We start from the raw sequence: 24711 nt of genomic DNA, 5'->3' as shown, positions 1-24711 counted from the left end.
GGCCATGACGACGGAGCCCATCAACCCCACCGGAACCACCCAACCCCCCACGTCCTGCGACCCCTTGGAGACGGTCCCGCCACCAGGCCGCACCTTCGGGATGCGCTTCACCTCCACACCCCGCGGCGCCCGCCTCGCCCGCCGTCTCGCGGCTGTCCGCCTGGACGCGTGGGGCATCCCGTACGGGACCGGCCCGCACGACGCGACCGTGCTGATCGTCGCCGAGCTCGCCGCGAACGCCGTGCGGCACGGGCACGTCCCCGGCCGGGACTTCCGCCTCCACCTCCACGTCACCCCCGACGGCCGCACCGTACGCGTCGAGGTCACCGACACCCGCACCGAACGCCACCCCCGCCGCCCCGCCGCCCCCAAGGACGCCGACGGCACCGAGGAGACCGGCCGCGGACTGCTCCTCGTATCGGGGCTCGCGACCCGCTGGGGCTGGCACCCGCGCCCGGACGGCCCGGGCAAGACGGTCTGGGCGGAGTACGCTCTTCCGGCTTCCCGTGGAGCCCTGTGCCCGCCCGGCCACGACCTGGCCGCCCACGAACGGACCGCCCCGGACACCGAACCGCACCGGCGGCTCGGTGAGGCGCAGGCGCGGTGATCGGTGCGCTTCGCCCCGGAGCCCTTGGACGCGGCACGAGCCGCCGCCCCGGCCCGCGCTCAGCGTGCCGCGCCCGCGTCGTACACCACGAGGGCGATCTGCACGCGGTTGTTGAGGTCCAGCTTGGCCAGGATGCGCGAGACGTGCGTCTTGACGGTCGGTACCGACATGTAGAGCTCCGCCGCGATCTCCGCGTTGGTCATGCCCCGCCCCACCGCGACCGCCACTTCCCGCTCCCGGTCGCCGAGCAGCGCCAGTTGCGCCCGCGCCCGTTCGGCCCGAGCCTCGCGCCCGCCCGTCCTCTCCGCCACCTGGGCGATCAGCTGCTGCGTCACCGCGGGCGAGAGCACCGGCTCGCCCGCCGCCACCTTCCGCACCGCCGCCACGATCTCCTGGGGCGGGGTGTCCTTCAGGACGAAACCGGCGGCACCCGCGCGCAAGGCGCGCAGCACGTGCTCGTCGGTGTTGAACGTGGTCAGCACCAGCACCTCGGGCGGACGGGGCGTCCCTTGCGCGAGGCCGCCCGGAGAGCCCGGGCGGGGCCGGGCGCGCAACGCCTCGGTGGCGGCGAGGCCGTCCATGCCGGGCATCCGGATGTCCATGAGCACGACGTCGGGGGAGTGCTCGGCCACCAGCGCCGCCACTTCGGACCCGTCCGCGGCTTCGGCGACCACCTCCACGTCCGGCGCGCCCCCGAGCATCAGCCGCAGCCCGGAGCGCACCAGCGGGTCGTCGTCGACCAGGAGTACTCGGATCATGACAGGCACGTTAGCCGTCCACGGCCTTGGCGTTTCCCCAGGGCAGCCAGGCGCGCAGCACGAACGAGCCGCCTCGCGGGCCGTGTTCCAGCCGACCGCCGGCCAGCCCGGCGCGTTCGCCGAGCCCGATCAGGCCATGCCCGGCTCCGGGGATCGCCGTTCCCGGGCCGTTCGGGAGCGGGTTCGCCACCACCACCGTCAGCCCCTCTCCGGGCCGGCCCGACACGGTGACCGTGACCTCGGTGCCGGGCGCGTGCTTGCGGGCGTTCGTCAGGCCCTCCTGCACGATGCGGTACGCGGTGCGGCCGGTGACAGCGGGCAACGTGCCCGTGTGCCCGGCGTTCCCGGAGTCCTCGGCGTTCCCGGAGTCCTCGGTCTCCTGGCGGTAGGTGACGTCCGCCCCCGCCTCGCGGGACTCCGCCACCAGCCGCTCCACGTCCGCCAGCGTCGGCTGCGGACGCCCCTCGGCCCCGTCCGGGCCCGCCGTCGGCGCCCGCAGGACGCCGATCACCTCGCGCAGGTCCTGCAGCGCCTGGTGCGCGCTGTCGCGGATCACCCCGGCCGCGCGCCGGACATCCGCCGCGGGGGCGCCCGGGTTGAACTCCAGCGCCCCGGCGTGCACGCTCAGCAGCGACAGCCGGTGGGCGAGGACGTCGTGCATCTCCCGGGCCATCTCCTCCCGTGCCTGCCGCCGCGCCTCCTCGGCGGCCCGGGCCGCGCGTTCCTCCAGGGACGCGACCAGCGCCCGCCGGGAGCGGACGTACAGCCCCCAGCCGATGGCGCCCGCCACCAGCGCGAAGTAGGTGAGGGCCGAGCCGGCCGCCTCGGACTCCGTGTCCGGCCCCTGGAGCAGGAACACGAGGAACTGCACCAGCGCGACCGCCGCCACCCAGGCGGTGGTCCGCCGCCTCCGGTGCACCGCGACCGTGAACAACGCCACCAGCGTGGCCCCGGTCAGATGGTGGAAATACGTTCCGGCCGGCATCAGCGCCACGGCCAGCTGCGCCGGCCACCGCCGCCGCAGGAACACCGACGCGCAGGCCAGCCCGCCGGCCACCTGGTCGGCGATCCGCTCGCCACCGGACATGCCTTCGTCCACGTGGACCGAGTCCGCCGTGACCACGGAGAAGACCACGGCGAAGAGGAAGAAGGAGATGTCGACGACCTGGTCGCGGCGGCTGCGCATACCGCCGAATCTATGCCCGCGGCGCAGCCGCCCGGCTCCCGCGTGCCGCGGATCGATACTTTCGGACTACCGGCCCACCGCCCCCGTATACCTCTGCCCGATACGGCTCTGACCTGGGGTTTCTACGGTTGAGGGCATGAAGGGCATTCTCGGGTTCATCAGCTTCGTGCTCCTCGTCGGCGGCCTGCAGGGCATCGTCCACGAGGTCTTCGGCACATGGATCCCGCTCATGGGCTTCATGAGGCACCTGTACATCGACGGCTACGAGCTGTACGTCGGCATCGCGCTCGTCGTCCTGGGCATCGCCGTGAGCACCGCCGCGCGGGAGGCCCCGAAGGAGTAGCGACCGCCCGGGGGCATCCTCCGGTGCCCGAAGCGTGAAGCCTCCGTCGGCGGCTCCTGCCGCCCCCGCGTCACCGCGGACGCTGGAGGAGGGCGAACTGCGCCCCCTCCGGGTCCGCCACCGTCGCGACACGGCCACGGACGCCGTCCCGGGCCGGGACGAGGACCTGGCCGCCCAGGTGCAGGACGTGGTCCACCGCGTCGTCGGTGTCGGCCACGGTGAAGTACGTCACCCAGTGCGGTCCCCGGTCCCGGGGCAGGGCGCCGCCCACGCCGTGGATGCCGGCGACGGCCCGCCCGTCGGCGTGCAGGGTCACGTAGTCGAAGTCCGCGGAGACCACCGCCTCCTGCCGGTAGCCGAACACGGACTCGTAGAACTTGGCGACGGTCGCCGACTCGAAGGTCACCAGCTCGTTCCAGGCGGGCGCCCCGGGCACCCCCGTGACGGCCGCGCCGAGGTGCGCCGCCGCCTGCCAGACGCCGAAGACGGCGCCCGAGGGGTCGGAGCCGATCGCCAGCCGCCCGGCCTCGGCCGCGTCCAGCGGACCCACCCCGATCGTGCCGCCGCAGTGCCGTACCGTCTCGGCCGTCCGGTCCACGTCGTCCGAGGCGAGGTAGGGCGTCCACGCGACCGGGAGCTGCCGGTCCGGGGGCAGTCGGCCGATGCCCGCCACCTCCCGCCCGTCGAGCAGCGCCCGCGCGTACGGGCCGAGCTGCTGGGGGCCCGGCCGGAACTCCCAGCCGAACAGCGCCGCGTAGAACTCCTGGGCCGCGGCCGGTCCGCGTGCCATCAGGCTCACCCAGCAGGGCGTGCCGGGCGCGTGCCGGGCGCTCTTCCCGTCGTTCGGGCCGGCCGGCTCCCGTGCCTCGGTCATCGTCACTCTCTTCTCGGCCCCTCGCGGTGGCCGTGTCGCTTCCGCCTGGACGCACCCCGTGCCGATGCCCGTACCGCTGCGGGGGCCGCGCGCCCCGGGCGTACCCCGCACGGTGTGCCCGCCCGGAGGGCGCCCGGCGCGCGGGTCCTGTCCGATTCCGCGTGGAGGCCGACGGGTGCCGATCGCCGGTACGGCATGTGCCCGATCGCGTACGCGACGTGACCGGTGCCGCCCGGCGGGCAGAGTAGTCCGGCCGGGGCGCGTCGGCCACCCCGTACGTCAGGATGGGGCCATGAACGCCATCATCTCCGCATCCGAACTCGCCGGCGACCTGGCGGGCGGGAACCCGCCGGTCCTCCTGGACGTCCGCTGGCAGCTCAGTACCGCCAAGGCGGCCGGTGCACCGGCCTTCGACGGCCGTGCCGAGTACGCGGCCGGGCACCTGCCCGGCGCGGTCTTCGTCGACCTGGACCGGGAGCTGGCCGCCCCGCCCGGCCGCGAAGGCCGCCACCCGCTGCCCGACCTCGCGGAGTTCGGCGCCGCGATGCGCCGGGCGGGCGTGTCGTCGGACCGGCCGGTCGTCGTGTACGACGGCGGGCAGGGCTGGGCGGCGGCCCGCGCCTGGTGGCTGCTGCGCTGGACGGGCCACCCGGACGTGCGGGTCCTCGACGGCGGACTGCGGGCCTGGGAGGGGCCGCTGTCGACGGAGACTCCCGTTCCGGAGCCGGGGGACTTCGAGCCGGTGGCGGGGACGGCCGGGCTCCTGGACGCGGACGGGGCGGCGGCACTGGCACGGTCCGGGGTGCTGTTCGACGCGCGCGCAGGAGAGCGGTACCGGGGCGAGGTGGAGCCGATCGACCGGATCGGCGGGCACATTCCCGGTGCCGTGTCCGCGCCGACGACCGAGAACGTGGCGGCGGACGGCCGGTTCCTGCCCGCCGAGGAGCTCCGCGCCCGGTTCGAGGCGCTGGGCGCGGCCGGGGGCACCGAGGTCGGGGTGTACTGCGGCTCGGGCGTCTCCGCGGCCCACGAGGTGCTGGCGCTGGCGGTGGCGGGCATTCCGGCGGCCCTGTACGTCGGGTCGTGGTCGCAGTGGTCCTCGGACCCCGAGCGGCCGGTCGCCGTCGGGCCGGACCCCCGGTAGCGCCGCCCGGCCGGGCGACGCCGACGGCGACGCGAGAGGGCCCGCCGCCCCACGGGCGCGGGCCCTCACCGCCGTACGGCCGGTCGCTCCTGCCGCCTACTCCTGCTTCTTCCGGCGCGTGCCGAACACGATCTCGTCCCAGCTGGGCACCGCGGCCCGGCGCCCCGGGCGGACGCCGTCGGCCTCGGCCTGACGGTCGGTGGCGCCGACGAGACGGTCGCGGTGGCTCCCGACGGAGCGGGGCATGAGCACGTCGGCGTAGGCGGAACCGGCCGAGGCCGCGGGGGCCGGGGGTTCCTCCGCCGCGGCTTCGTCCTCCGGCTCCTCGGTGGACTCCGACGGGCGTTCGGGGACGACCAGGTCACCCCGGAAACTCGGCACCGCCTCCAGCAGACTGGTCAGCGAGTCCCGTTCGCCCGTGCTCTCCTCGGCGGGTTCGGACGCCTGCGCGGGCAGGCTCGGGCGTTCCCGGTCGATGGTGCGGTCCAGCGGCCGGTCGCGCGGCAGGCGCGCGATGCGCGGGACGAAGGGGAAGCTGGGCTCGGGCGCGGCGAGGTCGTCGGTCTCGCCGATCAGCGCGCGCGCCTCGTCGTCGACGGCCTGGACGAGCCGGCGCGGCGGGTCGTACGTCCAGCTCGCCGAGTGGGGTTCGCCCGCGACCCGGTAGACCAGCAGCACCTCCCAGGTGCCGTCGTCGCGGCGCCAGGAGTCCCACTGGACGGTGTCCTTCTCCGCGCCGCGCAGCAGCAGCCGCTCCTGCACGGCCTCGCCGAGGGGCGGCCCGGAGTTCTCGCCGGGGCGGCGGACGGGGGTCTTGCGGGCCCGCTCGGCCATGAAGGCGCGCTCGGCCAGGACGGGGCCCTCGAAGCGGCGTACGCGGTCCACCGGGATGCCGGCCAGCTGGGCGACTTCCTCGGCGCTCGCGCCCGCACGTATCCGCGCCTGGATGTCGCGGGGGCGGAGATGGCTCTCCACCTCGATCTCGATCTGGCCGAGGCGGGGACGGTCGCCGCGCACGGCGGCGCGGAGCCGTTCGTCAATCGGAAGCGTGTACTCCGTTGAGTCCGCAGCCTTCAGCACCAGCCGTGTGCCGTCATTCGAGACGGCCACGACACGCAGTTCGGGCATGGGGACCTCCCGGGTGGTGCCTGCCGACGTCACGTGCGTCGCTGCTTCCGCTCTGTCGAGTGTGGCCTGCCCGGGTGCAGCCTGCCACAACCTTGCCGAGTTGCCCGGCGTGTCGGGCGCGGGCCCTGGATCGCCGTTATGGCACGGTTACCTGTTCGCAACGCTAAGTGACCAACTCCGTCACCCTGTGCACCCAGCCCCCTCCCGGCGGTCCGTCGGGGTCCGGTACCCCCTGTCGGGAGACTGGACCCAGGGCTCGCAACAGTACTCCATTCGGGCCATGTGCGTGGATCGGCGCGCCGTCCAACTTCCGGCAAGAGGCGGGACCCGGCCGTCCCCGAGGGTGATTTCCGTGGTGCCGCAAGGGGGTCGGCGTGGCGAACTTCACGCAATCACCAGAAACGGAACTAAAGGTTTCGTCCGTACGTCCCCTTCTCGTGCAGTTGGTTGATCAAGCGGCAAAAGTCGATCAAGTACGGGAAAGGCAGGCAAGGGACGAGGATGCGTGAAAGGCCCGATGTCCTGGCCGTGGCGGAGTCCCGCGGGGAGGGGGAGACCGACGTCCGGGGCGAGGCGGACAAGAAGCGGATCGACCTGAACATGCCCCAGGTCGCGGGCAGCGCGCTCGCGGCGGTGGTGGCCGCCAAGCTCGCCTCCTCCTTCGGCGTCTACGGGACGATCCTCGGCGCCGGTGTCGTCAGCGTCATCGCCACCTGCGGTGGCACGCTCTTCCAGCACTTCTTCAAGCGGACCGGCGAGCAGCTGCGCGGCGCGGCGGTGATCGCGCGCCATCAGGAGCGCCCCCGGGGGCACACGCCGCCCGCGCCCGGCGAGTTCACCGAGGGCACCGTCTACCGCGCCCGCGTGAAGAGCTGGAAACGGCCGGTGATCGCGGCGGCGCTCGTCTTCGGCGTCACGATGGCCGGCATCACCGCCTACGAACTCGCCTCCGGCCACAGCCTGAGCGGCGGCTCCAGCACCACCGTCGGCGGTGCCCTGTCCGGCCACGCCAAGCCGGCCGCGGACCACGGGGACTCCGGGGACTCCGGGGAGCAGGGCGGTTCCGGGGACTCCGAGGACTCCAAGGACCCCAAGGACACCGGGGACTCACGGAACTCCCCGGACTCCGGTACCTCGCAGACCCCGGGCGCCGGCGACGCGCCGACGGGCGGTCCGTCCGGGACCCCGGACGGCGGGACCGGTGCCGGTACGCCGCCGAGCGCCGCGCCGTCGCAGGGCGGCGGCGCCGGGGACGGTGCCACGCCCGCCCCGAGCCCCACCGGGAGCCAGGGCGCCGGCGACACTCCGGGCCCGTCTCCCAGCGGCCCGGCTACGGCCCCAGAACCCTCCGCAGATGGTCGTTCTGGAACCGGCGATCCGGGTCGAGACGGTCCCGCAGCGCCGTGAACTCGCCGAAGCGCGGATACACCCGGGACAGGTACGCGGCGTCCCGGGTGTGCAGCTTCCCCCAGTGCGGCCGGCCCTCGTGCGCGGTGAAGATGCGCTCGGCGGCGGTGAAGTACCCCCGGTAGGGCGTGCCCTTGAACATGTGGACGGCGATGTAGGCGGTGTCCCGGCCGGAGGCGGTGGAGAGCGTGATGTCGTCGGCCGGGGCGGTGCGCACCTCGACGGGGAAGCTGATCCGCAGCCGCGAGCGGTCGACCATCGCCTTCAGCTCGCGCAGCGCGTCGACGACGGCCTCGCGCGGGACGGCGTACTCCATCTCCACGAAACGCACCCGGCGCGGCGAGGTGAAGACCTTGTAGGGGATGTCGGTGTAGGTCCGCGCGGACAGGGCCTTGCTGGAGATCCGCGCGATCGCCGGGACGGTGGCGGGCACCGCGCGGCCGACCCAGTTGGCCACCTGGAAGACGCCGTTGGAGAGGAACTCGTCCTCGACCCAGCCCTTCACCCGCCCCACCGGCTGCTCCGGGCCCGCGCTGCGGTTGTTGCGCTTGGTGGTGGTGTTCCCGGTGTGCGGGAACCAGTAGAACTCGAAGTGCTCGTTCTCGGCCCACAGTTCGTCGAAGTCGGCGAGGACCCGGTCGAACGGCATGGGTTCCTCGCGGGCCCGGAGCAGGAACAGCGGCTCCACGGCGAACGTGATCGCGGTGACGACGCCGAGGGCGCCGAGGCCGATGCGGGCGGCGGCGAAGACGTCCGGATTCTCCCTCTCGGAGCAGGTCAGGAGCGAGCCGTCGGCCGTGACCAGCTCGATCCCCTTGATCTGGGCGGCGATCGAGGCCGAGTCGCGGCCGGTGCCGTGGGTGCCGGTGCCGGTCGCGCCGGCGACCGTCTGCTCCATGATGTCGCCCATGTTCGCCAGCGACAGCCCCTCGCGCGCGAGGGCCACGTTGAGCCTCTTGAGCGGGGTGCCTGCCTCGACCGTGACCGTCATGGCGGCGCGGTCGATGTGGCGTATCCCCGTCAGCAGGTGAGGCCGGATCAGCACCCCGTCCGTGGCGGCTATGGAGGTGAAGGAGTGGCCGGTGCCGACGGCCTTCACCCGCAGTCCGTCCTCGGCGGCCCGGCGCACGGCCTCGGCCAGTTCCGCGGCGGACGCCGGGGCGACCTCCCGCGCGGGACGGGCCGCCGCGGTGCCTCCCCAGTTACGCCAGGTGCCGCTCTTCCCGCCCGTCTTCCCGTTCGCTGTGGTGCTCAACGGTCCCTCCCCGACCCGGAGCCGGCCGCGTGAGCCGGCGGTACCCGAGGAAACCGACCGCGGCCGCGACGGCCCCGGCCACCGCCGGGACCACGTACCCGGCGCGCGCCCCGGCCGTGTCGATCACCCAGCCGGCCGCGGAGGAGCCGAGCGCCACCCCCACCGCGAGCCCGGTGCTGACCCAGGTCATGCCCTCGGTGAGCTGCGCGCGTGGTACGTGCTGTTCGATGAGGGACATCGTCGTGATCATCGTGGGTGCGATGGACAGGCCCGCAACGAACAGCGCCACGGCCAGAAACGGCAGGTTCCCGACCAGTAGGAGGGGGATCATACTCACGGCCATCGCGCACACGCCCAGCAGCCAGCGGCGTTCCGGCGCTCCGGCGAAGTGCAGCAGCCCGAAGACCATGCCCGCCACGCAGGAGCCCGCCGCGTAGAGGGCGAGCACGAGGCTGGCGGCGGCCTGGTGTCCCCGCTCGTCGGCGAAGGCCACGGTGACCACGTCGACCGCCCCGAAGATCGCCCCCGTCGCCACGAACGTGGCGACCAGCACCTGCAGGCCGCGCGAGCGCAGTGCGCTGCCGCCGCCGTGCTGCTCGCGCGGGTGCGGCGCGGGCTCGGTGGCGCGCTGCGCGGTCAGCCAGAAGACGCCGACCGCGAGGAAGCAGGCGGCCAGCAGCGGACCGGCCTCCGGGAACCACGCCGTGGACAGGCCGATGGAGATGATCGGCCCGAAGATGAAGCACACCTCGTCCACCACGGACTCGAAGGAGTACGCGGTGTGCAGCTTCGGGGTGCCCCCGTACAGGGCCGCCCAGCGGGCCCGGACCATCGCGCCGACGCTGGGCACGCAGCCGATCCCCACACAGCACACGAACAGCACCCAGTCCGGCCACCGCCAGTGCGCGGCCGCCAGCAGGGCGGCCGCCGCGACGAGCGACACCAGGGTCGCCGGGCGCAGCACCCGCCGCTGCCCGTACTGGTCGACCAGCCGTGAGATCTGCGGCCCCGCGACTGCCGCGGCGAGCGCGATGGTGGCCGACAGGGCGCCGGCCAGGCCGTACCGCCCGGTCAGCTGCGAGACCATGGTGACCACGCCGACGCCCATCATCGACAGCGGCATGCGGCCGAGGAAGCCCGCGGCGGAGAAACCCTTGGAGCCGGGGGCGGCGAACAGGGCGCGGTAGGGGCTGGGCACGGGGTCTCCGGTGGTCCGGTACGGCTCGGGCGGGACAGGTCCGGCACGGCCGGCCGGCGGATGCGGCAGGTCGCGCGGGGCGACACGTCCGTAAGGTGCGAATACGGCTGATACAGCTTACGGGTTAGGTAACCCTAATACACCCCCCGAGGTCGCGGGGCGTCATATCCCACCCCGCCGTTTCCCGGCTGTCGGTGGCGGGTGGCAGGATCGAGACATGCCAGACGTGCTCGACGCCACCCCCTACGACGCCCTGCTCCTGCTCTCGTTCGGCGGCCCTGAAGGCCCGGACGACGTGGTCCCGTTCCTGGAGAACGTGACGCGCGGGCGCGGCATCCCCACCGAACGCCTGAAGGAAGTCGGGCAGCACTACTTCCTCTTCGGCGGGGTCAGCCCGATCAACGCCCAGAACCGCGCCCTGCTGGACGCCCTGCGCAAGGACTTCGCCGAGCACGGCCTGGACCTGCCGGTCTACTGGGGCAACCGCAACTGGGCGCCGTACCTGACGGACACCCTGCGCGAGATGGTCCGCGACGGCCGCCGCCGCATCCTCGTCCTCGCGACCAGTGCCTACGCCTCCTACTCGGGCTGCCGCCAGTACCGCGAGAACCTCGCCGACGCCCTCGCGGCCCTGGAGGCGGAGGGCCTGGAGCTCCCGAGGATCGACAAGCTGCGGCACTACTTCAACCACCCGGGCTTCGTCGAGCCCATGATCGACGGGGTGATCGAGTCCCTCGCCGACCTGCCGGAGGAGGTCCGGGACGGCGCCCACATCGCGTTCACGACCCACTCGATCCCGAACGCGGCCGCGGACACCTCCGGCCCGGTGGAGGAGCACGGCGACGGCGGCGCCTACGTCAGGCAGCACCTGGACGTCGCGCGGCTGATCGCCGACGCCGTCCGCGAGCGCACCGGCGTCGACCACCCCTGGCAGCTCGTCTACCAGTCCCGCTCCGGCGCCCCGCACATCCCGTGGCTGGAGCCCGACATCTGCGACCACCTGGAGGAGCGGCACGCCGCCGGGGTCCCGGCCGTGGTCATGGCCCCCATCGGCTTCGTCTCCGACCACATGGAGGTCCTGTACGACCTCGACACGGAGGCCAAGGCCAAGGCCGAGGAGCTCGGGCTGCCGGTGCGCCGCTCGGCCACCGTCGGCGCCGACCCGCGCTTCGCCGCCGCCGTCCGCGACCTCGTCCTGGAGCGGGCCGCCACCGAGCGCGGCCAGGAGGTCGCGCCGTGCGCCCTGGGCGCGCTCGGCGCGAGCCACGACCTGTGCCCGGTGGGCTGCTGCCCGGCCCGTGCCCCCCGGCCCGCCGCCGCGGGCGCCGACAGCCCCTACGCGTGAGGAGCCCCGTGACCGACCCCCTGCACTCGGAACTGCTCGCCCTGGCTCAGGAAGCCGCCCGCCGCGCGGGCGAGCTGCTGCGCGACGGCCGTCCGGCCGACCTCGCGGTCCACGCCACCAAGACCAGCCCGGTCGACGTGGTCACCGAGATGGACCTCGCGGCCGAGAAGCTGATCACCGGGCTGATCGCCGAGCGCCGCCCGGACGACGGCGTCCTCGGCGAGGAGGGCGCCGCCACCGAGGGCACGAGCGGCGTCCGCTGGGTCGTCGACCCCCTCGACGGCACGGTGAACTACCTCTACGGCCTGCCGAGCTGGGCCGTCTCCATCGCCGCCGAACAGGACGGCGAGACCGTCGTCGGCGTGGTCGCCGCCCCGATGCGCGGGGAGACCTACCACGCGGTCCGCGGCGGCGGCGCCTGGGCGACAGGGGCCTGGGACGGCGAGCGCCGGCTCGCCTGCCGCCCCGCGCCGCCCCTGGACCAGGCCCTGATCTCGACCGGCTTCGCCTACGTCGCCGAGGTCCGCGCCCACCAGGCCGAGATCGCCGGGAAGGTGATCCCCCGGGTGCGCGACATCCGGCGCGGCGGCTCGGCCGCGATCGACCTGTGCGACGTGGCCGCGGGCCGCCTCGACGGCTACTACGAGCGCGGCCTGAACCCCTGGGACCTCGCCGCGGGCGACCTGATCGCCCGGGAAGCGGGCGCGCTGACCGGCGGACGCCCCTCTCGGCGCCCGTCGCGCGAACTGACGGTCGCGGCCTCGCCGGGCGTCTTCGAGCCGCTCCAGGGCCTGCTGGAGGACTTCGGCGCCTGGCACGACTGAGGGGGCGGTGACGGCCCGCCCTGGGGGCACGGCCCCGGCGCGCCCCCCAGGCGGACGAAAGGAAAAGCGGAAAAGCGGAGGATGCGGAAAGGCGGGAGCCCCGGCGCTGGATCTCGCCGGGGCTCCCCTTGTCCGTCGTACGCGGGCCGGATCGTCCGTCGTACGCGGGCCGGATCAGACGCTGGCCGTGCCGACCTGCACACCGTGCTCGGCGGCGAGGCGGCGAAGGTCGTCGAGCTCGCTCAGCTCGACCTCGACGAGAAAGTCGTCGCCCTCGTCACGGGCCCGCGACAGGTCGGACTCGGTCGCCTTTATGCGCTGCAGAAGTCCTGCGGTGAAAGCGTCCATGCTGCGCCCCCTCGTCCTGGGTCGTGGGTCGGTGGCACGGGGGTGTGCCGTTGCGGGAAAGGTGGCGATCACGTCTCCGACGGGTGCCCTGCGCCGACCGGCCGGGCGGCGACGGTGCCGGACACCCGCGCCGCCCTGCGGGAAGCGGATCGCTGCGCACCGGGTGGTCGTACGGCACGCGCAGAGCGTGATCGCGAGGTGTACAGCCGTCCTCCCCACGCGCCCTTCCGCGGAAACCTCGGCCGGGTAAGAAAATCTCTCACCTTCACTCCCGCGCCGGCCGCCCGGCTTCCGGCGCCCGCCCGGCCCGCGCCCGGCCGCGGGCCCGCGCTCACCCGTCTTACCGCCGACTTATGGCCGAAAAGGGCAGGATGGAGGCAACACACTCACCAAGACCCCTGCCCGCTCGCGCCCCGAGGCGCCACGGGCGTTCCATGAGGAAGGACAAGCGACGTGCGCGTACTCGTCGTCGAGGACGAGCAGCTGCTCGCCGATGCGGTGGCCACCGGACTGCGCCGGGAGGCCATGGCCGTCGACGTCGTGTACGACGGTGCGGCCGCTCTGGAGCGCATCGGCGTCAACGACTACGACGTGGTCGTCCTCGACCGCGACCTCCCGCTGGTGCACGGCGACGACGTGTGCCGCAAGATCGTCGAGCTCGGCATGCCCACGCGCGTGCTGATGCTGACGGCCTCCGGCGACGTCAGCGACCGGGTGGAGGGCCTGGAGATCGGCGCCGACGACTATCTGCCCAAGCCGTTCGCGTTCAGCGAGCTCATCGCCCGCGTGCGGGCCCTGGGCCGGCGCACCAGCGTGCCGCTGCCGCCGGTCCTGGAGCGCGCGGGGATCAAGCTGGACCCCAACCGCCGCGAGGTCTTCCGCGACGGCCGGGAGGTCCAGCTGGCGCCCAAGGAGTTCGCCGTCCTGGAGGTCCTCATGCGCAGCGAGGGCGCGGTGGTCTCCGCGGAGCAGCTGCTGGAGAAGGCGTGGGACGAGAACACCGACCCGTTCACGAACGTGGTGCGGGTGACCGTCATGACGCTGCGCCGCAAGCTGGGCGAGCCGCCCGTCATCGTCACCGTCCCGGGCTCCGGGTACCGGATCTGATCGCCCGTGGCCACGACACCCGCGCCTCCCCAGACGCCCCCCAAGCCCACCTGGGACCCCCGGCCGGCCCCGCCCTTCCCGTGGCTGCGCCCCACCATCCGGATACGGCTCACGCTGCTGTACGGCGGGATGTTCCTGATCGCCGGCATCCTGCTCCTGTCGATCATCTACCTGCTGGCGGCGAACGCGCTGAACGTGGGCAGCGACCTGCCCTTCAAGATCGTTTCCGGACAGGTGTCCAGTGAGACCTGCCACCTGCGGAGCCTGGAGCTGCCCGCGGACGAGCTCAACCGCTCGCTGAACGACTGTGTCAACGAGCAGCGCCAGCACGCCCTGGACAGCCTGCTCAGCCGCTCCCTCCTGGCCCTGCTCGGCCTGGCCGTGATCGCCTTCGCCTTCGGCTACGCCATGGCCGGCCGGGTGCTGTCGCCGCTGGGCCGGATCACCCGCACGGCGCGCGCGGTGGCCGGTTCCGACCTCTCCCGCCGGATCGAGCTGGACGGCCCGGACGACGAGCTGAAGGAGCTGGCGGACACCTTCGACGACATGCTGGAGCGGCTCCAGCGGGCCTTCACCGCCCAGCAGCGCTTCGTCGGCAACGCCTCGCACGAGCTGCGCACCCCGCTGGCGATCAACCGCACTCTCCTGGAAGTGCACCTGTCCGACCCGAACGCCCCGGTGGAGCTCCAGCAGCTCGGCAAGACCCTGCTGGCCACCAACGAGCGCAGCGAGCAGCTGGTGGAGGGCCTGCTGCTGCTCGCTCGCAGCGACAACCAGATCGTCGAGCGCAAGCCGGTGGACCTCGCCGAGGTGGCCACGCAGGCCATCGACCAGGTGCACGCCGAGGCGGAGGCCAAGGGCGTGGAGATCCGCGGCCGGCGCGGGCCCGCGGTGGTCCAGGGAAACGGCGTGCTGCTGGAGCGGATCGCCCTGAACCTGGTGCAGAACGCCGTGCGCTACAACGTGGCCGAGAACGGCTGGGTCGAGGTCACCACCGAGGTCGAGCACGGCCAGGCGGTCATGGTGGTGAGCAACACGGGGCCGGTCGTGCCGGCGTACGAGATCGACAACATCTTCGAGCCGTTCCGGCGGCTGCGCACCGAGCGTACGGGCAGCGACAAGGGAGTGGGCCTCGGCCTGTCCATCGTCCGGTCCGTGGCCCGGGCGCACGGCGGGCACATCTCCGCCCAGCCGCGAGAGGGAGGAGGGCTCGTGATGCGGGTCACCCTGCCGATCTGAGATCATGGCGCCGTTCGCCTGGCCGACCCGCGGAGATGTTCGCTTTGCGCTGAATTTCCGGGCCGCAGAGCCGTCGGCCGGTCAGAGATCGCATGTGTGATCGATCACAGCGGCACTTTTCCGGTCATTCACTCTCCGTGATCCATCAATCCCGTGAAACGCCCGGAAAATCCGGGTTTTCAGGGGTCTTGATCACGGGAAGTACACGGGGAGGCGGCTTTGTAGTGCGGCTATGCGACCGTGTACGGTCCCCATCGCCATCCAAGCCGATCACTCATGCGGAGTCCGGTTGGGTGTCGATTGAGTAACAGACCTTGATGTGAGGCAAAATCTCCGCCTCAGGTCGGGCACAAGTCCGGCCTCTCACGCGTTACGTGCGCGGAAGACACCGCAGACACCCAGAGGGGGAGAGCGACATGGCAACCGATTACGACACTCCACGCAAGACCGACGACGACGTCGACTCGGACAGTCTCGAAGAGCTGAAGGCCCGGAGGAACGACAAGTCGGCCTCCGCGGTGGACGTCGACGAGTTCGAGGCCGCGGAAGGCCTCGAGCTTCCCGGCGCCGACCTCTCGAACGAGGAGCTGGCCGTCCGGGTGCTCCCGAAGCAGCAGGACGAGTTCACCTGCATGAGCTGCTTCCTGGTGCACCACCGCAGCCAGCTGGCCCGGGAGAAGAACGGCCAGCCGATCTGCCGCGACTGCGACTGAGGACCGGTCGGCCGTGACTGGCTCGACCCCTCCTTGGAAGCGCCGCTTCCCCAAACGGGGAGCGGACCGAGGGCCGTACGACGGCCCACACCGCGCGCGTGACGCGGAGCGAGGCCCGGCCGGCACAGGAGGGGCCTCGCTCGAACCGGCGGCCGAACGCAGCGATCTCCCGGCATCCGTGGAGGTCCCCGCGCCGGCCGCCCGACGCCGGGTGGCGGTGATCCGGGACAAGGCCCGGCAGGGCGCCCGCACGGGCGGCGACCGAGCCCGGGCCGCCCTGGGTCACCTCGCCGACCGGATCATCGAGCTCGCCCCGCGCGTCCCCGTACGGGACCTGGCCACGCTCCGCCGGCAGTTCCCGGGCCTCGGACCCGAGGAGCTCGCCGACAAGCTGGTGGCGGGCGCCATGAGAGGCACGGCGACGGTCGGCGCGGGCATCGGCGCGGCCGCGATGCTGCCCGTGCCGCCCGCGATGCCCACGGAGCTGGCCGCCGAGGTCACCGGCGTCGCGGCGATCGAGCTGAAACTGATCGCCGAACTCCACGAGGTCTACGGCGTACGCCCGCCCGGCAGCCTCAAGCAGCGCAGTACCGCCTATCTGAACTCCTGGTCGTCGGAGCGCCGGGTCGACGTGAGCAGACCGTCGACGCTGAGCACCGCGCTGAACGGGCACGCCAAGCGCGAGCTGCGCCAGCGGATCATGAAGCGGATGGTCCGCAACCTGCCGAACCTCACGCCGTTCCTGGTCGGCGCGGCCGTCGGCGCGGCCATGAACCGGCGGGAGACCAGAAAGCTCGCCGAACGGATCCGCGCGGACCTGCGCAAGGTCCAGGTGCCGTGGGACGCGCTGGAGGAACTCCCCGCCCTGGAGCACCCGGCGGACGCCCTGGAGATGGGCGATGTCACGAAGGAACCCGATCACCACCGCCCCGGAGACGGCGGCCACTGAAACCACCGCCCGGCGACGGGCGTGCGCCGGTACGCCGTGTCCCGGCCGGTCGTTGGTGACGGCCACCCACGGCCTTGCCGCCCCGGCCGACGGCCGTGGCGGACGATCCCCGGCGACGAGGGCCCCGACGGGAGCGCGCCCGGCGCCGGACCTGCCCCGGCCGGGGCGCTCAGGGTCTTCACGGACCACGGCGTCCACGTGGGACGGCGCCCGGGTCACCGCAGCCCGTGGCGGTCCCGTCCGTGCGGACAGGCACCCGCAGCGGCGCGGCGCCTGCGGATGCGGGCCTTCGGGCACCCCACTCCGCGGCGGGCGTCCGCGGCCCGGACCGGCCCGTCCTGCCCCGGCGGGCCGGCGCAGGCGGTGCCGCCGGAGCCCGGAGGGCGTCCGTGACGGTGCTCCGCGTGGTTCTGCCTGGTCTACATGGTCCTATGCGGTCCTACGCGGTTCTGCGCGGTTCTGTGCGGCTGCCTTCGCCGCGCGCAGGGCCTCCGCCAGGCGCTCGGGCTCGCGGGTCGACAGGTACAGGTACGGGGTCGGGTCCTGCGGGTCCGTGACCTCGACGCGCACGGCCGTGGGGATGTAGGCGCGCAGCAGCAGGAAGGCGCGGGTGTCGGCCTTGTGGGTGCGCCAGGCCCGGGCCTCCTCGGGGTCGAGGATCTCCGCCTCGCCCAGCGCCGCGACCGGCACCTTCGCGTCGCCCGCGATCAGCGAGTCGCCCACCACGCGGATGCGGACCGAGCCGTAGGCGCTGGCCGCCACCGCCGCCACCGCCGTGCCGCCGGCGAGACCGCCGAGCATCGGCAGCGTGCCGAACGGCAGCAGGATCAGGGCGGCCGAGACTCCCACCAGGAAGGAGATCAGCCACCAGGAGCGGGGCGCGGTCAGGCGTTCTTCGTACGGGGCGGCGGCAAGCTGCATGACGTCAAGCTTGGCACGGTATCCGGGTATCACCCGCGCGCGGGTAAGGTCTGCGCCTGTGAGTGGTACTTCCGCGGCTCTTCAGCCCCCCGCCGACGCGGTGCGCCCCGTGCGCCATCCCGACGCGCCCGCGCCCGGTGAACTCCTCGGCGCGCACTACGGCCAGTGCTTCGGCTGCGGCGGCGAGCAGCCCCACGGACTGCACCTGCAGGCGCGGGCCGGCGAGGGCGTGTCGATCACCGCCGAGTTCGAGGTGCGCCCCGCCCACCAGGGCGCCCCCGGCCTCGCCCACGGCGGGGTGCTCGCCAGCGCCCTCGACGAGACCCTCGGCTCGCTCAACTGGCTGCTGCGCACCATCGCCGTGACCGGACGGCTGGAGACCGACTTCCTGCGGCCCGTGCCCGTCGGCACGACGCTGCACCTGGAGGCCGAGGTGACCGCCGTGGCCGGACGGAAGATCTACTCCACCGCCACCGGCCGCATCGGCGGCCCGGACGGTCCCGTCGCCGTCCGCGCCGACGCCGTCTTCATCGAGGTCAAGGTCGACCACTTCGTCGAACACGGCCGCGAGGAGGAGATCCGCGCCGCCATGGACGACCCGGACCAGGTACGCCGCGCACGCGCCTTCGAGGTGAACCCGTGACCGCCGCCGGCCGCGGCCCCGTGGAGGTCCTGATCCGCCGCGTCGATCCGGACGTACCGCTTCCGACCTATGCGCACCCGGGTGACGCGGGCGCCGATCTGCGCACCACCGTCGCCTGCGAACTCGCCCCCGGCGAGCGGGCCGTCCTGCCCACGGGGGTGTCTGTGGCGCTCCCGGAGGGGTACGCGGCCTTCGTGCACCCGCGTTCCGGTCTCGCCGCCCGATGCGGTGTCGCCCTCGTGAATGCCCCGGGGACGATTGATGCCGGGTACCGTGGGGAGATCAAGGTGATCGTGGTGAATCTCGATCCGCGCGAGCCGGTGCGGTTCGAGCGCTTCGACCGGATTGCCCAACTGGTCGTCCAGCAGGTCGAGAGGGTCCGCTTCCGCCAGGTCGCGGAACTTCCCGACTCGGCGCGGGCCGAAGGGGGCTTCGGGTCCACCGGCGGCCATGCGGCGGGGGACCGGACAGACGGCACGAGCGGCACCAGCGGTCAGGCCGCCGCAGGCGGCACGACGGGTGGGAATCGATACGCTTCGGTCGTATCCGACCGGGAAGGACAGTGACGTGTTCGGACGTCGCAAGAAGAAGGGTGCCGCCGAGGACGCGGCCGGCGAGGCCGAGCAGGTCGTCGACAGCGTCGACACCGAGGCGGACGACGAGGGCGGGCGCGAGCGGCTGCGGCTCGAACCCGGACCGCGGCCCGACGGGCCCTGGGACAGCTCCGAGGTGCGCGACCCGGCCGAGGGCCGGGTGGACCTCGGCGGCCTGTTCGTACCGGGCGTCGACGGCATGGAGCTGCGGGTGGAGGTCGCGGGCGACGCGATCGTCGCGGCGACGGTCGTCCTGCGCGACAGCGCCATCCAGCTCCAGGCCTTCGCCGCGCCCAAGCGCGAGGGCATCTGGGGCGAGGTGCGCGAGGAGATCGCGGCCGGCATCACCCAGCAGGGTGGCATCGTCGACGAGGTCGAGGGTCCGCTCGGCTGGGAGCTGCGGGCCCAGGTGCCCGTGCAACTGCCCGACGGCACGGGCGGTTTCCAGGTCGTGCGGTTCGTCGGTGTGGACGGTCCCCGCTGGTTCCTGCGCGGTGTGATCTCGGGCCAGGGCGCGGTGCAGCCGCAGGCCGCCGGGCTGCTGGAGCAGATCTTCCGGGACACGGTCGTGGTCCGCGGCGAGGGCCCGATGGCGCCTCGCGACCCGATCGTCCTGAAGCTGCCGAACGACGCGCAGATGGTCCCCGAGGGCGTCCAGCAGGAGGAGGGCGGGTCCCGCTTCTCCGGCGGCATGGGCCAGCTCCAGCGCGGTCCGGAGATCACCGAGGTCCGGTAACGGGCCCGTACCCGTCGGCGTGGACCGGCACGGACGAGGAGGGCCGCGCCCCGCACCGGGGCGCGGCCCTCTGCCTGCGCGGAACTCCGAGGCGTCATGCGCGGGCCCCGGCGCGCCGGGAACGCCGCGCGCGGACCGGCGCACGCGAGCGGCGCGCGCCGCGACGTGATGCGACGTGACCGGTGATCCCGGCCGTTCTGCTGTACGTCCCGCCGGCCGGCGGCGGTACGGGCCCCCGCCGGCAGCGCCGCACGTCGCCGACGGGACCACCGGCCGGGGCCGGACGCGGAGACCGGCCGCGCCGTGCCGGAGCCGCCCGAGGACGCGGCCGGCGCGCCGTGCGGACCGGCGGCGTCAGAGTTGCGTCAAAGACGGCCCCGACGCCCTGCCGGGCCCTCCTGCCGGCGATCGCCGGCCGTAAGGTCGACGCTGCGCAGTGGGCGGGAACCGGAAAGACGATGAGGCCATGGCACGCGGCAAGCTACGGATCTACCTCGGCGCGGCACCGGGCGTCGGCAAGACGTACGCGATGCTGTCGGAGGCGCACCGCCGGGTCGAGCGGGGCACGGACTGCGTGGTGGCGTTCGTGGAGCACCACGGCCGGCCGCGCACCGAGGTGATGCTGCGCGGCCTGGAGCAGGTGCCCCGCAGGGAACTGGAGTACCGCGGGACGGTCTTCACGGAGATGGACCCGGACGCGGTGCTCGCCCGGCGCCCCAAGGTGGCGCTGGTGGACGAGCTCGCCCACACCAACGTCCCCGGCACCCGCAACACCAAGCGCTGGCAGGACGTGGAGGAGCTGCTGGCCGCCGGGATCGACGTGATCTCCACCGTCAACATCCAGCACCTGGAGTCGCTCGGCGACGTCGTGGAGTCGATCACCGGCGTACGGCAGCAGGAGACCGTGCCCGACGAGGTGGTGCGGCGCGCCGACCAGATCGAACTGGTGGACATGTCGCCGCAGGCGCTGCGCCGCCGCATGGCGCACGGCAACATCTACCGCCCGGACAAGGTCGACGCGGCCCTGTCGAACTACTTCCGCCCCGGCAACCTCACCGCGCTGCGCGAGCTGGCCCTGCTGTGGGTGGCGGACCGGGTCGACGCCTATCTCCAGCAGTACCGCAGCGAGCACCGGGTGTCGAAGATCTGGGGCTCGCGCGAGCGGATCGTGGTCGGCCTGACCGGCGGACCGGAGGGCCGCACCCTGATCCGCCGCGCCGCGCGGCTGGCCGAGAAGGGCGCCGGCGGCGAGGTCCTCGCCGTCTACATAGCCCGCAGCGACGGGCTGACCTCCGCCTCCCCGAAGGAACTGGCGGTGCAGCGCACTCTGGTGGAGGACCTCGGCGGCACCTTCCACCACGTCGTCGGCGACGACATACCGGCCGCCCTGCTGGACTTCGCCCGCGGCGTCAACGCCACCCAGATCGTCCTCGGCTCCTCGCGCCGCAAGAGCTGGCAGTACGTCTTCGGCCCCGGCGTCGGCGCCACCGTCGCCCGCGACTCCGGGCCCGACCTCGACGTGCACATCGTCACCCACGAGGAGGCCGCCCAGGGGCGCGGGCTGCCGATCGCCCGGGGCGCGCGCCTGGGGCGCTCCCGGATCGTCTGGGGCTGGCTCGTCGGCCTCGGCGGCCCGCTGCTGCTGACCCTGCTGCTCAGCCACGTCCACCTCGGCCTCGCCAACGACGTGCTGCTCTACCTGGCGCTGACGGTCGCGGCGGCCCTGCTCGGCGGGCTGTACCCGGCGCTCGCCTCGGCGGCGGCCGGCTCCCTGCTGCTGAACTGGTTCTTCACGCCGCCGGTCAACCGCATCACCATCGCCGACCCGAAGAACATGCTCGCCCTGGCCATATTCGTCGGCGTCGCAGTGTCCGTGGCGTCGGTGGTGGACCTGGCGGCCCGGCGCACCCACCAGGCCGCCCGGCTGCGCGCCGAGTCGGAGATCCTCTCCTTCCTCGCCGGTGACGTCCTGCGCGGCGAGACCAGCCTGGAGGCGCTGCTGGAGCGGGTCCGGGAGACCTTCGGCATGACCTCGGCCGCTCTGCTGGAGAGACAGGACGACCTGGCGCCCTGGACCTGCGCCGGCCGCGTCGGCACCGGCCCGCCGCTCGCGCGGCCCGAGGACGCGGACGTGGACATGCCGGTGGGGGACCACATGGCGCTCGCGCTGACCGGCCGGGTGCTGCCCGCCGAGGACCGCCGCGTGCTGGCCGCGTTCGCCTCCCAGGCCGCCGTCGTCCTGGACCGGCGGCGCCTGCGCGCCGAGGCCGACCAGGCCCGCGCGCTGGCCGAGGGCAACCGCATCCGCACCGCCCTGCTGGCCGCCGTCAGCCACGACCTGCGCACCCCGCTGGCCGGGATCAAGGCGGCGGTCTCCTCGCTGCGCTCCGACGACGTGGCCTGGTCCGAGGAGGACCGGGCGGAACTGCTGGAAGGCATCGAGGAGGGCGCCGACCGCCTCGACCACCTCGTGGGCAACCTGCTCGACATGTCCCGGCTGCAGACCGGCACGGTCACCCCGCTGATCCGGGAGATCGACCTCGACGAGGTGGTGCCGATGGCGCTCGGCGGCATCCCCGAGGACTCGGGGGCCGGTGTCGAGCTGGACATCCCCGAGACGCTGCCCATGGTCGCCGTGGACGCGGGACTGCTGGAGCGGACGGTGGCCAACGTGGTCGAGAACGCCGTCAAGTACAGTCCGCCGGGAGAGACCGTCCTGGTCGCCGCGAGCGCCCACGCGGACCGGGTGGAGCTGCGGGTCGTCGACCGCGGGCCCGGCGTCCCCGAGGAGGCCAAGGACCGCATCTTCGAGCCCTTCCAGCGCCACGGCGACGCCCCGCGCGGCGCCGGCGTCGGGCTGGGGCTGGCCGTGGCCCGCGGCTTCGCCGAGGCCATGGGCGGCACCCTGGATGCCGAGGACACCCCCGGCGGCGGCCTCACCATGGTCCTCACCCTCCGCGCGGCGGGAGCCCGGCCCGGGCCCCTGCCGTCCGCACCGACCGAAAGGCAGGCTTCATGACCCGGGTGCTCGTGATCGACGACGAGCCGCAGATCGTGCGCGCCCTCGTGATCAACCTCAAGGCGCGGCACTACGAGGTCGACGCCGCCCACGACGGCGCCACCGCCCTGAAGCTCGCCGCCGCCCGCCATCCCGACGTCGTCATACTCGACCTGGGCCTGCCCGACATGGACGGCGTCGAGGTGATCAAGGGCCTGCGCGGCTGGACCCGGGTGCCGATCCTGGTGCTGTCCGCCCGGCACTCCTCCGACGAGAAGGTCGAGGCGCTGGACGCAGGCGCCGACGACTACGTCACCAAGCCGTTCGGCATGGACGAGCTGCTGGCCCGGCTGCGGGCCGCCGTCCGCCGCGCCGAGCCGGTCCGGGAGGACGAGCGGGACGTGATCGTGGAGACCGGGACGTTCACCGTCGACCTGGCCGCGAAGAAGGTCCACCGGGACGGGAAGGACATACGGCTGACACCCACCGAATGGCACCTGCTGGAGGTGCTGGTGCGGCACCCCGGCCGCCTGGTCGGCCAGAAGCAGCTGCTGCAGGAGGTGTGGGGGCCGTCGTACGGGACGGAGACGAACTACCTGCGCGTCTACATGGCGCAGCTGCGCCGCAAGCTGGAGGCGGACCCGTCGCACCCGAGGCACTTCGTCACCGAGCCGGGGATGGGGTACCGGTTCGAGCGCTGACGCGGCGTCCGGGTGCGCGTGCGGGGGTGCACGGGTGCACGGGTGTACGCGTGTTCGGGTGGTGGCGCGTTCGAGTGCCGGGGTCAGGGGCTACGTACCTGCCGGTGCGCCCCGGTACGCTTCAGGTATGAGTGCTGTTCCTCGTTCCGACAAGCCGGTGGGCCGGTTCCGGCGCATGTTCGACCGGCTCTCCTCGTCACAGGAGGACCTGGAGTCCGAGGAACTGCGGGAGGACGCCGACACCGCCGGCTGCACGCCGATCGGTGACTGCCAGGACCGGCAGATCGTCACGGTTACTGGTACTTTGCGCACGGTCACCCTGCGACCGCGCGCGGGCGTTCCGGCCCTGGAGGCCGAGCTGTTCGACGGCTCGGCCGCCCTGGACGTGGTGTGGCTGGGCAGGCGCTCCATCGTGGGCATAGAGCCAGGGCGCAAGCTCATCGCATCGGGCCGGATCTCGATGAGCCGGGGCCGCCGGGTGCTGTTCAACCCGAAGTACGAACTGCGACCCCTCGGACGGGAGTAGCCGGTGACGTCCCTCGACAAGCCGACCGAAGACACCGAGAACACCGGAGACAACGAAGCGGACCACGCCCGGGCGGTGACGGAGGCCGCGCTGTTCGAGGCGTTCGGCGGGGTCCGGGGCATGATCGAGACGGTGCTGCCCGGCCTCCTCTTCGTCACCATCTACACGATCGACAAGGACCTGCACCTGTCGGCGATCGCGGCGCTGGCCGTGTCGCTGGTGCTGGTCGTGGTCCGGCTGGTGACGAAGGACACCGTCAAGCACGCCTTCAGCGGCGTCTTCGGCGTCGCCTTCGGCGTCGTCTTCGCGATGATGACCGGCAACGCCAAGGACTTCTACCTGCCGGGCATGCTCTACACGCTGGGCCTGGGGCTGGCGTACATCATCACCACCCTGGCCGGTGTCCCGCTGATCGGGCTCATCCTCGGGCCGGTCTTCAAGGAGAACCTCTCCTGGCGCACCCGCAACCCGGGCCGCAAGAAGGCGTACGAGAAGGCGAGCTGGGCCTGGGGCCTGATCCTGCTCGCCAAGTGCGCGATCCTCTTCCCTCTGTACTGGTGGGCGGACACCACCCAGCTCGGCTGGGTCCTGGTCGCCCTGAAGATCCCGCCCTTCCTGCTCGCGGTGTGGCTGACCTGGGTCTTCCTGGCGAAGGCGCCCGCCCCCATCGACGTGTTCGCGGAGATGGAGGCCGCCGAGAAGGCCGAGAAGGCCGAGAAGGAGGCCAAGGAGGCGAAGGAGGCGGAAGAGCGCCGGCGGACGGCCGGGAGCTTCGAGGAGGTGATGGAGCCGCTGGTCGACGAGACGCTCCAGCGGCTCGCGGACGGCGAGGACCGGCCCGCCGCCGACTCCCGGGGCCGGCACCGGAAGGGCTGACGGCCCGCCGCGGCACGAGGGGGACGGCGCCGACGCCACGCGTGGTACCGCGTGGTGTCGGCGCGGAGCGTGAGGCGTACGACGCCGAGTACTCCAGGGCATGCGAGCCGGGTACTTCGGGGCATGTGAGCTGGGTACTTCGGGGCATGTGAGCGGGGTTCGCCGAGGCATACGGCGCGGGGGCGCCCGGAGATCTCCGGGCGCCCCCCCCCCGGGCCCCTAGGGAGATCAAAACGCAGAAAAACCAAAACAAAAAAAAGAAAAGGAGGTGTGGGGGGGGGGTGGTGTTGTT

General features: G+C 73.3%; 25 protein-coding genes. 17 read left to right on the top strand and 8 right to left on the bottom strand.

Translation table 11 applies throughout. The features are described 5' to 3' along the window. Positions 1–100 precede the first annotated feature (100 nt). Positions 101–607 carry an ATP-binding protein gene (locus ABZ340_RS27630; RefSeq protein ID WP_358784565.1) on the top strand — a complete coding sequence of 169 codons (507 nt, stop codon included), beginning with the start codon at positions 101–103 and terminating at the stop codon, positions 605–607. A 59-nt stretch (positions 608–666) separates the two neighbouring features. On the opposite strand, the gene ABZ340_RS27625 is transcribed toward ABZ340_RS27630, so the two are convergent. After that, complete coding sequence (locus ABZ340_RS27625; RefSeq protein WP_358784538.1) at positions 667–1365, bottom strand: response regulator transcription factor; 699 nt, start codon at positions 1363–1365, stop codon at positions 667–669. A gap of 10 nt (positions 1366–1375) precedes the next feature. Continuing rightward, entirely contained in the window at positions 1376–2551 is a 1176-nt protein-coding gene (locus tag ABZ340_RS27620; RefSeq protein ID WP_358784537.1) for a histidine kinase, read from the bottom strand. A gap of 136 nt (positions 2552–2687) precedes the next feature. Here ABZ340_RS27620 and ABZ340_RS27615 point away from each other — a divergent pair, with 136 nt between their 5' ends. Next, the gene (locus ABZ340_RS27615; protein ID WP_358784536.1) at positions 2688–2894 is read left to right on the top strand and encodes a hypothetical protein; all 207 of its coding nucleotides are present in this window, start codon (positions 2688–2690) and stop codon (positions 2892–2894) included. A gap of 70 nt (positions 2895–2964) precedes the next feature. Here ABZ340_RS27615 and ABZ340_RS27610 read toward each other — a convergent pair whose 3' ends face one another. Continuing rightward, positions 2965–3768 (bottom strand): VOC family protein, encoded by an 804-nt coding sequence (locus tag ABZ340_RS27610; protein WP_358784535.1) that lies wholly within the window; start codon positions 3766–3768, stop codon positions 2965–2967. A gap of 292 nt (positions 3769–4060) precedes the next feature. On the opposite strand from ABZ340_RS27610, the gene ABZ340_RS27605 reads away from it, so the two are divergent. Further along, entirely contained in the window at positions 4061–4912 is an 852-nt protein-coding gene (locus ABZ340_RS27605; protein WP_358784534.1) for a sulfurtransferase, read from the top strand. A 96-nt stretch (positions 4913–5008) separates the two neighbouring features. Here the strand turns inward: ABZ340_RS27605 and sepH are convergent, their stop codons facing one another. Then, on the bottom strand, positions 5009–6040 hold the full coding sequence (gene sepH, locus ABZ340_RS27600; RefSeq protein ID WP_358784533.1) for a septation protein SepH: 1032 nt from the start codon (positions 6038–6040) through the stop codon (positions 5009–5011). A gap of 600 nt (positions 6041–6640) precedes the next feature. Between sepH and ABZ340_RS27595 the strand changes: the two genes are divergently transcribed. Then, positions 6641–7447, top strand: a complete 807-nt coding sequence (locus ABZ340_RS27595) for a hypothetical protein (RefSeq protein WP_358784564.1) — start codon at positions 6641–6643, stop codon at positions 7445–7447. Here the strand turns inward: ABZ340_RS27595 and ABZ340_RS27590 are convergent. Further along, positions 7371–8702 carry a D-arabinono-1,4-lactone oxidase gene (locus tag ABZ340_RS27590; RefSeq protein ID WP_358784532.1) on the bottom strand — a complete coding sequence of 444 codons (1332 nt, stop codon included), beginning with the start codon at positions 8700–8702 and terminating at the stop codon, positions 7371–7373. The two genes, ABZ340_RS27595 and ABZ340_RS27590, sit on opposite strands and share 77 nt — an antisense overlap. Beyond that, positions 8650–9900 (bottom strand): MFS transporter, encoded by a 1251-nt coding sequence (locus tag ABZ340_RS27585; protein ID WP_358784531.1) that lies wholly within the window; start codon positions 9898–9900, stop codon positions 8650–8652. The genes ABZ340_RS27590 and ABZ340_RS27585 overlap by 53 nt, the downstream gene beginning before the upstream one ends. Positions 9901–10117: 217 nt before the next feature. On the opposite strand from ABZ340_RS27585, the gene ABZ340_RS27580 reads away from it, so the two are divergent. Both ABZ340_RS27580 and ABZ340_RS27575 read left to right on the top strand, forming a co-directional pair. Continuing rightward, a complete protein-coding gene (locus tag ABZ340_RS27580; protein ID WP_358784530.1) occupies positions 10118–11245 on the top strand; it encodes a ferrochelatase in 1128 nt (375 codons plus the stop codon). Between the two features lie 8 nt (positions 11246–11253). Continuing rightward, on the top strand, positions 11254–12069 hold the full coding sequence (locus ABZ340_RS27575; RefSeq protein ID WP_358784529.1) for an inositol monophosphatase family protein: 816 nt from the start codon (positions 11254–11256) through the stop codon (positions 12067–12069). 174 nt (positions 12070–12243) lie between these two features. On the opposite strand, the gene ABZ340_RS27570 is transcribed toward ABZ340_RS27575, so the two are convergent. After that, positions 12244–12417 (bottom strand): hypothetical protein, encoded by a 174-nt coding sequence (locus ABZ340_RS27570; protein ID WP_358784528.1) that lies wholly within the window; start codon positions 12415–12417, stop codon positions 12244–12246. A gap of 453 nt (positions 12418–12870) precedes the next feature. Here ABZ340_RS27570 and ABZ340_RS27565 point away from each other — a divergent pair, with 453 nt between their 5' ends. The 4 genes from ABZ340_RS27565 (at position 12871) to ABZ340_RS27550 (ending at position 16425) form a co-directional block, all read left to right on the top strand. After that, positions 12871–13524: a response regulator transcription factor gene (locus ABZ340_RS27565; protein WP_010353034.1), complete on the top strand. Its 654-nt coding sequence runs from the start codon at positions 12871–12873 to the stop codon at positions 13522–13524. 6 nt (positions 13525–13530) lie between these two features. Then, entirely contained in the window at positions 13531–14763 is a 1233-nt protein-coding gene (locus tag ABZ340_RS27560; protein WP_358784527.1) for a HAMP domain-containing sensor histidine kinase, read from the top strand. A gap of 416 nt (positions 14764–15179) precedes the next feature. Continuing rightward, complete coding sequence (locus tag ABZ340_RS27555) at positions 15180–15476, top strand: DUF4193 domain-containing protein (RefSeq protein WP_003993510.1); 297 nt, start codon at positions 15180–15182, stop codon at positions 15474–15476. A 13-nt stretch (positions 15477–15489) separates the two neighbouring features. Further along, positions 15490–16425 (top strand): hypothetical protein, encoded by a 936-nt coding sequence (locus ABZ340_RS27550; RefSeq protein ID WP_358784526.1) that lies wholly within the window; start codon positions 15490–15492, stop codon positions 16423–16425. Between the two features lie 429 nt (positions 16426–16854). Here ABZ340_RS27550 and ABZ340_RS27545 read toward each other — a convergent pair whose 3' ends face one another. Further along, positions 16855–17346, bottom strand: a complete 492-nt coding sequence (locus ABZ340_RS27545) for a DUF3093 domain-containing protein (RefSeq protein WP_358784525.1) — start codon at positions 17344–17346, stop codon at positions 16855–16857. A 58-nt stretch (positions 17347–17404) separates the two neighbouring features. Here ABZ340_RS27545 and ABZ340_RS27540 point away from each other — a divergent pair, with 58 nt between their 5' ends. The 7 genes from ABZ340_RS27540 (at position 17405) to ABZ340_RS27510 (ending at position 24419) form a co-directional block, all read left to right on the top strand. Next, positions 17405–17989, top strand: coding sequence for a PaaI family thioesterase (locus tag ABZ340_RS27540; RefSeq protein WP_358784524.1), 585 nt, complete (start codon positions 17405–17407; stop codon positions 17987–17989). Then, on the top strand, positions 17986–18555 hold the full coding sequence (gene dut, locus ABZ340_RS27535; RefSeq protein ID WP_358784523.1) for a dUTP diphosphatase: 570 nt from the start codon (positions 17986–17988) through the stop codon (positions 18553–18555). Before ABZ340_RS27540 ends, dut begins: the two co-directional genes overlap by 4 nt. 1 nt (position 18556) lies before the next feature. Further along, positions 18557–19318, top strand: a complete 762-nt coding sequence (locus ABZ340_RS27530) for a DUF3710 domain-containing protein (protein ID WP_358784522.1) — start codon at positions 18557–18559, stop codon at positions 19316–19318. Positions 19319–19784: 466 nt separating this feature from the next. Continuing rightward, complete coding sequence (locus ABZ340_RS27525; RefSeq protein WP_358784521.1) at positions 19785–22337, top strand: sensor histidine kinase KdpD; 2553 nt, start codon at positions 19785–19787, stop codon at positions 22335–22337. After that, positions 22334–23017 carry a response regulator gene (locus ABZ340_RS27520; protein WP_358784520.1) on the top strand — a complete coding sequence of 228 codons (684 nt, stop codon included), beginning with the start codon at positions 22334–22336 and terminating at the stop codon, positions 23015–23017. The genes ABZ340_RS27525 and ABZ340_RS27520 overlap by 4 nt, the downstream gene beginning before the upstream one ends. A gap of 127 nt (positions 23018–23144) precedes the next feature. Continuing rightward, positions 23145–23543 (top strand): OB-fold nucleic acid binding domain-containing protein, encoded by a 399-nt coding sequence (locus ABZ340_RS27515; RefSeq protein WP_164395001.1) that lies wholly within the window; start codon positions 23145–23147, stop codon positions 23541–23543. 3 nt (positions 23544–23546) lie between these two features. After that, the gene (locus tag ABZ340_RS27510; protein ID WP_358784519.1) at positions 23547–24419 is read left to right on the top strand and encodes a DUF3159 domain-containing protein; all 873 of its coding nucleotides are present in this window, start codon (positions 23547–23549) and stop codon (positions 24417–24419) included. Positions 24420–24711: the final 292 nt, after the last annotated feature.

The organism is Streptomyces sp. NPDC006134, assembly GCF_040628835.1.
Lineage (GTDB): Bacteria > Actinomycetota > Actinomycetes > Streptomycetales > Streptomycetaceae > Streptomyces.
This window is presented reverse-complemented; position numbering and strand designations above follow the sequence as displayed.